Genomic DNA, 6,861 nt, shown 5'->3' with positions numbered 1-6,861 from the left:
CACCTCCGGATTCCCCAACCTCTTCATGGTCCTCGGCCCCAACAGCGCCTTCACCAACCTGCCGCCCGGCATCGAGGCCCACGTCGAGTGGATCGCGGAGCTCGTCAGGGCGGTGGAGAACGGCGGACACTCCTCGATCGAGGCCACCCGGGAGGCGGAGGACGGCTGGACGGAGACCTGCCGCGAGATCGCCGAGCAGACCCTCTTCGCGAAGATCGACTCCTGGATCTTCGGGGCCAACATCCCCGGCAAGGAGAAGCGGGTCCTCTTCTACTTCGGCGGGCTCGGCGCCTACCGCCAGAAGCTGCGCGAGGTCGCCGCTGCCGACTACGACGGCTTCCGGCTGCACGGCAGCGTGGCGCTGGCCGCCGCGTGATGCCCTTCCGGTGGATCTTCACGGACGTACGGCGCCGCGCCGTCCCGTCGGCGGGGCGCCCGGCCCCGTCGCCCGGGCCGACGGTCCGCCGCCCCGCGGGGCACGGCGCGGGCGGCGGCCGCACCACGATCCGCCGGACCGGCCGTCACGGTCCTCACGCCCGTAACGGCCCGTGCGTCCCGGCCCGGCCCGCCCGGAGTGTCCCGCTCCGGCCGGGCCGGGGCCGCCGCCCGTCGCCCGCCGGAAGGAACTAGGCTCACAGCGTGCCCTCCATGAACGATCTCGTACGCCAGCACACCGCGCTCGACGACTCCGACCTCGAGTGGCTCCACCTGCTGGTCTCGGAGTGGCAGCTGCTCTCCGACCTCTCCTTCGCCGACCTCGTCCTGTGGATCCCCACCAGCGACGGCACCCGCTACGTCTCCGTCGCCCAGATGCGGCCCAACACCGGCCCCACCTCGTACCAGAACGACATGGTCGGCCACCTCGTCCCGCGCGGCCGGCGGCCCATGCTCGACGCGGCGCTCGACGAGGGCCGGATCGTCCGCGAGGGCGACCCGGAGTGGCGCGAGGAGGTGCCCGTCCGCGTCGAGTCCATCCCGGTCCGCCGCGACGGCCGGGTCCTGGGCGTGATCGCCCGCAACACCAATCTGCTCACCGTGCGCACCCCGAGCCGGCTGGAGCTCACCTACCTCCAGAGCGCCTCCGACCTCGCGCAGATGATCGCCAGCGGCGCCTTCCCCTTCCCGGGGCAACAAGTCGACATGGACGCCTCGCCGCGCGCCGGCGACGGCATGGTGCGCCTCGACGCGGACGGCGTCGTCCAGTACGCCAGTCCGAACGCCCTCTCCGCGTTCCACCGTCTCGGCCTCGCCGCCGACCTCGTCGGGCATCATCTGGGCGAGACCGCCGCTCAGTTGGCGCCCTCGCGCGCCCCGGTGGACGAGGGCCTGGCCAAGCTCGCCAGTGGCTGGGCCCCGCGCGAGTTCGAGGTGGAGGCCAATGGCGGGGTCATCCAACTGCGGGTGATCCCCCTCAAACCCAAGGGCAGCCACATCGGTTCACTGGTGCTGCTGCGCGACGTCACCGAACTGCGGCGGCGCGAGCGCGAATTGATCACCAAGGACGCGACCATCCGGGAGATCCACCACCGGGTGAAGAACAACCTCCAGACCGTGGCCGCCCTGCTGCGCCTCCAGGCCCGCAGGATCGGTTCGGCGGAGGGGCGCGAGGCGTTGGAGGAGGCCGTCCGCCGGGTGGGGTCCATCGCGATCGTCCACGAGACGCTCTCGCAGAACCTCGACGAGCGGGTGGAGTTCGACGAGATCGCCGACCGGGTGCTCGCCATGGTGGCGGAGATCTCCCCGGGCCGGGTCACCACCCGCCGCACCGGCCGCTTCGGCATCCTGGACGCCGAGGTCGCCACCCCGCTCTCCATGGTGCTGACCGAGTTGCTGCAGAACGCCCTGGAACACGGCTTCGGCCCGGGGGAGCAGGGCACCGTCGAGGTCACCGCCGTGCGCGGGGGCACCCGGGCCGACGCCCGGCTGCTGATCTCCGTCCAGGACGACGGCCGCGGACTGCCGGCGGACTTCGACCCGCACCGCGCGGGGAACCTGGGCCTCCAGATCGTCCGGACCCTGGTCGAGGGCGAGCTGGGCGGCAGGTTCGACATGGTGCCCGCCGCGGAGCGCGGCACCCGCGTGGTCCTCGACCTCCCGGTGCGCCCCGGAAAGCCCTGATTTTCAAGGCGCGGGCACAGCACTGAGCCCCGGACTCCAGGAGTCCGGGGCTCAAACGCTTCACGGTGCGATGCTTCGGGGCGCCCCCGGGAAGGGGGCACTGCGCGCTGCGGCTCGGGGGCCGAGGGGGCTCGTCAGGATGCGTCGCGTCGCGGCGGCGTCAGGCCGTCGCGTTGCGAGCCCGGTTGCGGGCGGCGCGGCGCTTCATCGCGCGGCGCTCGTCCTCGCTGAGGCCACCCCAGACGCCGGAGTCCTGGCCGGACTCGAGCGCCCACTGCAGGCACTGCTCCATGACGGGGCAGCGGCGGCAGACGGCCTTGGCTTCCTCGATCTGCAGCAGCGCAGGACCGGTGTTGCCGATGGGGAAGAACAGCTCGGGGTCTTCCTCGCGGCAAACGGCGTTGTGACGCCAGTCCATGGCTGCTCCATCTCCTCGTTATTGCGGCTACGTGGCTTGTGAATGTGAACGCTTTCACGAATCCCCCCGCAAGGGAAGGGCCGACGCCCAGCCGAAGACTGGTGCGGTCCAGAGAAAGAGAGAGGGGGTTCGGGCAATCCGGGAAGCCGAGATGAGCGGCCGTCCCGATCGCCATGAAGAGACTCGCAAACCTCGGCGGCGGATACAACCCCTTCTGGAAAGTTTTTTTTGATTCCTCGGTGTCGGCTAGGTCACAGCCGTACTTCCAGGGGGTGGAACCCAGGCTAAACGTTCGACTGGAAGGACTTTAGGCCCTGGCACTCACACAATCACACGCAGTGCACGGCGAACGCCTGTGAACGTCACGCTCGTACGCAGTCCCAGGTGGTCTCCGTCCATCTGAAACGGCAGAGGAGCCTGCGAATGCAAGGTGAACGAGTCCTGGTCATGGAGTGACACAGCGTGTCTGCCCTCGGGTCCCCGCTCCGGCGAGGAGGTCAGCAGCTGGCTGATGTAGTGGCCGGCCGTGAACGTCGACAGCTTGGTGAGTCCGAGCACGTCAAGGGCGGTGTCGAAGGACGCCTGGGGCAGCGCGTAGATCGGCCGGTTGCCGAAGTACGTCCACGGCGAGGTGTTGCAGATTATCGACATGACGAGATTCGCGAGTGGCTCCTCGCCCGGCCGTTCGAGGGTGATCGTCCCGTGCCGGCGGTTGGACTCGCCCAGGAACTGACGCATGAACTGTCGCACGTACAGGGAATGCGTCGAACGCTTGCCGCGCTCCCGCTGCTGCTCCACCCGCCCCCACCACGCCGGCGTCGAAGCCGAAGCCCGCGCAGAAGGTGAACCAGCGGCCGGGCGCCCCCTCGTCCTCGGTGCCCGGGGTGCCCCCGGCGTGGCCGAGGCCGATGGTGCGCCCGGTGCCGTCCCGCAGCGCGTCCAGCAGGGCGCCGGTCGCCTCGACGGGCTCGTTGGGCAGGCCCAGCGCGCGGGCGAAGACATTGGTGGAGCCGCCGGGGACCACGGCCAGCCGGGGCAGGCCCTCCGGGTCGGGTCCGCGGTGCAGCAGTCCGTTGACCACCTCGTTGACGGTGCCGTCGCCGCCGAGCGCCACCACCAGCTCGGTGTTCCCGCTCTCGGCGGCCGCCCGGGCCAGGTCGCGGGCGTGCCCCCGGTACTCGGTGGTGGCGACCTCCAGCTTGAGGTCGCTGGCGAGCGCGTGCACCAGGACATCGCGCGTACGGGCACTGGTGGTGGTGGCCGAAGGGTTGACCACGAGAAGCGCACGCATGCGCGCCAGCCTACCTACCTGTCGGTACACGACCCACCTCAGGTCCTCGCCGCCGGGCCCGCGGCGTCGCCGGGACCGGTGACCGGGATCGGCCTGCAGGGGCCGCACCGGGACACGGCGGGGCTACCCTGCCGTTATGAGCAGCAAGCAGTCCGCGTCGAAGTCCGCCCGGAAGAACGCCTCCCGTGAGCGCGAGCAGACCCGCGAGCAGACCCGCGGGCCCGGCAAGGCCGCCGCGGCCCCCGAGCCGGCGGGGGAGCGGCCCGCCCGGCTGACCGCCGCCGCCGTGCTCACCGGCCTGGAGGGCGCGGCCCTGGCCGCCGGCGGGGTGTACATGCTGGTGATGGGGCTGCTGGGGAAGCCGGACAGCCCCCAGCAGGCCGAGCTCGGCGGGCTCACCGTGCTCGCCCTGGCCCTGCTGCCGCTGCTCGCGGCCCGCGGGCTGTGGCAGCGCCGCCGGTGGAGCCGGGGACCCGCGCTGATCACCCAGCTCATGGCCTTCCCCGTGGCCTGGACGCTGTTCAGTACCGGCGGCGGGATGGTCGCGGCGGGCGTGCTGCTGGCCCTGGCGGCCCTGGCCACCCTGGCGCTGCTGGTGAACCCGACGGCCACCGAGGCGCTGGGCATCGGCCCGGGTGCCTCTTCCTGATCCGCTTGCCCGCTACTCCTCGACGAGCAGCCGCTCGCGCAGCTGGGCGAGGGTGCGGGCCAGCAGCCGGGAGACGTGCATCTGGGAGATGCCGACCTCCTGGGCGATCTGCGACTGTGTCATGTTGCCGAAGAACCGCAGGAGGAGGATCTTCTTCTCGCGCGGCGGCAGATCCTCCAGCAGCGGCTTGAGGGACTCGCGGTACTCGACGCCCTCCAGCGCCTCGTCCTCCGCGCCGAGGGTGTCGGCGACGGCCGGCGACTCGTCGTCGGTGTCCGGGACGTCGAGGGAGAGCGTGCTGTAGGCGTTGGCCGACTCCAGCCCCTCCAGCACCTCCTCCTCGGAGATGCTCAGGTGCTCGGCCAGCTCGTGGACCGTGGGGCGCGCGGCCGTGCCGCTGGGAGAGCTCGGCCGTGGCCGTGGTGAGCGCGAGGCGCAGCTCCTGGAGGCGGCGCGGCACGCGCACGGCCCAGCCCTTGTCCCGGAAGTGCCGCTTGATCTCGCCGACCACGGTGGGCGTGGCATAGGTGGAGAACTCCACGCCCCGGTCCGGGTCGAACCGGTCCACGGACTTGATCAGGCCGATCGTGGCGACCTGGGTCAGGTCGTCCAGCGGCTCCCCGCGGTTGCGGAACCGCCGGGCCAGGTGCTCCACCAGGGGCAGGTGCATCCGCACCAGGTGGTTGCGCAGCTCCGCGCGCTCCGGCGAACCGTCCGGGAGCGAGCGCAGCCGGATGAACAGGGCCCGCGCCCCGCTGCGGTCGTGCGGCCGCTCCTGCCGCTGCTGGTGCTGCTGCTGATCCATGTGGTCCGCCCGCTCCGGTCGGTCACTCGCCTGGTCCGGCTCCAGAGCTGCCGCGCTCCCCGGTTGGTGTCGAGCGGGCTGCTGCGGGATGGCCGGGGTACGCACTTCCCGCGACGATGCAGTACTCACGGAGCCCCCTCTTCCGTCACGGCTGCCCGGGGCCGGCGCCGCGCTTCTTGTGCAGGCTGATGCTGACCGTGCGGTCGTCCGCGACGGTGGACTCGACCTCGCCGGCCAGGGCGGAGAGCACCGTCCAGGCGAAGGTGTCGCGCTCGGGCGCGCGGCCGTCCGTGGTCGGTGCCGAGACGGTGACCCGCAGCGCGTCGCCGACCAGGCGGAAGACGCAGCTCAGCACCGAGCCGGGAACGGCCTGTTGCAGCAGGATCGCGCATGCCTCGTCAACGGCGATGCGCAGGTCCTCGATCTCGTCGAGGGTGAAGTCCAGGCGGGCCGCGAGGCCGGCTGTCGCCGTCCGCAGCACCGACAGGTAGGCACCCGCAGCGGGCAGCCGGACTTCCACGAAGTCCTGGGTCGCCCCAGGCTCGCCTGCGATGGGGGACACCCTCACCTCCAAGGTGGCACAAGCTTCTTGAGCTGTTACGGGCGTCGGCCGCGCGTCCCTCCGGGAGGAGGTGGCGCGGGCCGCCGCGGCTGTGTTTCCGGCAGCGACGCTATCGCGATCCGGGAGTCCGTGCCGCAGGCCCACGACTGTCACTCATGGTAAGCCCATGAGTACGGAAAGTGGCTAGGGGTCTGCGGTCTCAATTCGAAAGAGAAGACGCCCTGTTGGGATTTTCGTCACTCTGCGCGAGTGCCGCAAGGGCGTGGAGCGCTTCACCGGACAACCGCTGACCCGTCCACCCGTCCATGGCCTCCGCGCCGAGGGACTTGTAGAAGCGGATCGAGGGTTCGTTCCAGTCCAGCACTGACCATTCGAAACGCTGGTAGCCGCGCTCCACGCACATCCTGGCGAGCTCCGCGAGGAGGGCCCGGCCGTGACCCCCGCCGCGCGCCTCGGGGCGCACGTAGAGGTCCTCCAGGTAAATACCGTGCGTGCCCGTCCAGGTGGAGAAGTTGCGGAACCAGAGGGCGAAGCCGACCGGTTCGCCCGCGGTCTCGTCACTCTCCGCTATCAGCGCGAAAACGGCCGGATGCGCCCCGAAGAGCGCCTCGCGCAGCTGCTCCTCCGTGGCGCGCGCCTCCTCCACCGCCCGTTCGTACGCGGCGAGTTCGCGGATCATCGCGCGGAGGGCGGGGACGTCGTCGGGCGTCGCGGCTCGGATCATGGGTGCATGCTAGCGGGCGGCTACGACACCAGGTGCCGGTCCACGTAGCACCAGCGCCAGCTCTCCCCGGGCTCGACGCTGCGCATCACCGCGTGCCCGGTCTCCTCGAAGTGGGCGGTGGCGTGCCGGTAGGGCGACGAGTCGCAGCAGCCGACGTGCCCGCACACCAGGCACATCCGCAGCTGGACGGGGTGGCTGCCGAGCGCCGCGCACTCGGGACAGGTCTCGCTCAGCGGCTCGGGCTCGGGGCGCGGCAGCTCGGCACGGTGCGGGCATTCGATCATGATGGCCAGG

The 6,861-nt window shown here is 71.4% G+C and carries 6 protein-coding genes and 3 pseudogenes; 3 read left to right on the top strand and 6 right to left on the bottom strand.

Going from position 1 to position 6,861, the window contains the following annotated elements; translation table 11 throughout:
* Positions 1-376: pseudogene (locus tag ABD794_RS11850) on the top strand (hypothetical protein); the annotation flags it as partial.
* 272 nt (positions 377-648) lie between these two features.
* Entirely contained in the window at positions 649-2,118 is a 1,470-nt protein-coding gene (locus ABD794_RS11845; protein WP_344962974.1) for a sensor histidine kinase, read from the top strand.
* 160 nt (positions 2,119-2,278) lie between these two features.
* Here ABD794_RS11845 and ABD794_RS11840 read toward each other — a convergent pair whose 3' ends face one another.
* Positions 2,279-2,536, bottom strand: a complete 258-nt coding sequence (locus tag ABD794_RS11840; RefSeq protein ID WP_004937597.1) for a WhiB family transcriptional regulator — start codon at positions 2,534-2,536, stop codon at positions 2,279-2,281.
* 321 nt (positions 2,537-2,857) lie between these two features.
* Positions 2,858-3,827: pseudogene (locus ABD794_RS11835) on the bottom strand (diacylglycerol/lipid kinase family protein).
* 136 nt (positions 3,828-3,963) lie between these two features.
* Here ABD794_RS11835 and ABD794_RS11830 point away from each other — a divergent pair.
* Positions 3,964-4,476, top strand: coding sequence for a hypothetical protein (locus tag ABD794_RS11830; RefSeq protein WP_344962972.1), 513 nt, complete (start codon positions 3,964-3,966; stop codon positions 4,474-4,476).
* A 12-nt stretch (positions 4,477-4,488) separates the two neighbouring features.
* Here the strand turns inward: ABD794_RS11830 and ABD794_RS11825 are convergent.
* From ABD794_RS11825 to ABD794_RS11810, 4 genes and pseudogenes are all read right to left on the bottom strand, one after another.
* A pseudogene (locus tag ABD794_RS11825) lies at positions 4,489-5,371 on the bottom strand (RNA polymerase sigma factor SigF).
* 55 nt (positions 5,372-5,426) lie between these two features.
* A complete protein-coding gene (locus tag ABD794_RS11820; protein ID WP_199890768.1) occupies positions 5,427-5,843 on the bottom strand; it encodes an ATP-binding protein in 417 nt (138 codons plus the stop codon).
* A gap of 199 nt (positions 5,844-6,042) precedes the next feature.
* Complete coding sequence (locus tag ABD794_RS11815; RefSeq protein WP_344962970.1) at positions 6,043-6,567, bottom strand: GNAT family N-acetyltransferase; 525 nt, start codon at positions 6,565-6,567, stop codon at positions 6,043-6,045.
* A 20-nt stretch (positions 6,568-6,587) separates the two neighbouring features.
* The gene (locus ABD794_RS11810) at positions 6,588-6,851 is read right to left on the bottom strand and encodes a UBP-type zinc finger domain-containing protein (RefSeq protein WP_344962968.1); all 264 of its coding nucleotides are present in this window, start codon (positions 6,849-6,851) and stop codon (positions 6,588-6,590) included.
* Positions 6,852-6,861: the final 10 nt, after the last annotated feature.

The sequence above is a fragment of the Streptomyces thioluteus genome (assembly GCF_039535865.1).
Note: the sequence above shows the minus strand (reverse complement) of the source record. Positions and strands in the feature narration are given on the sequence as shown.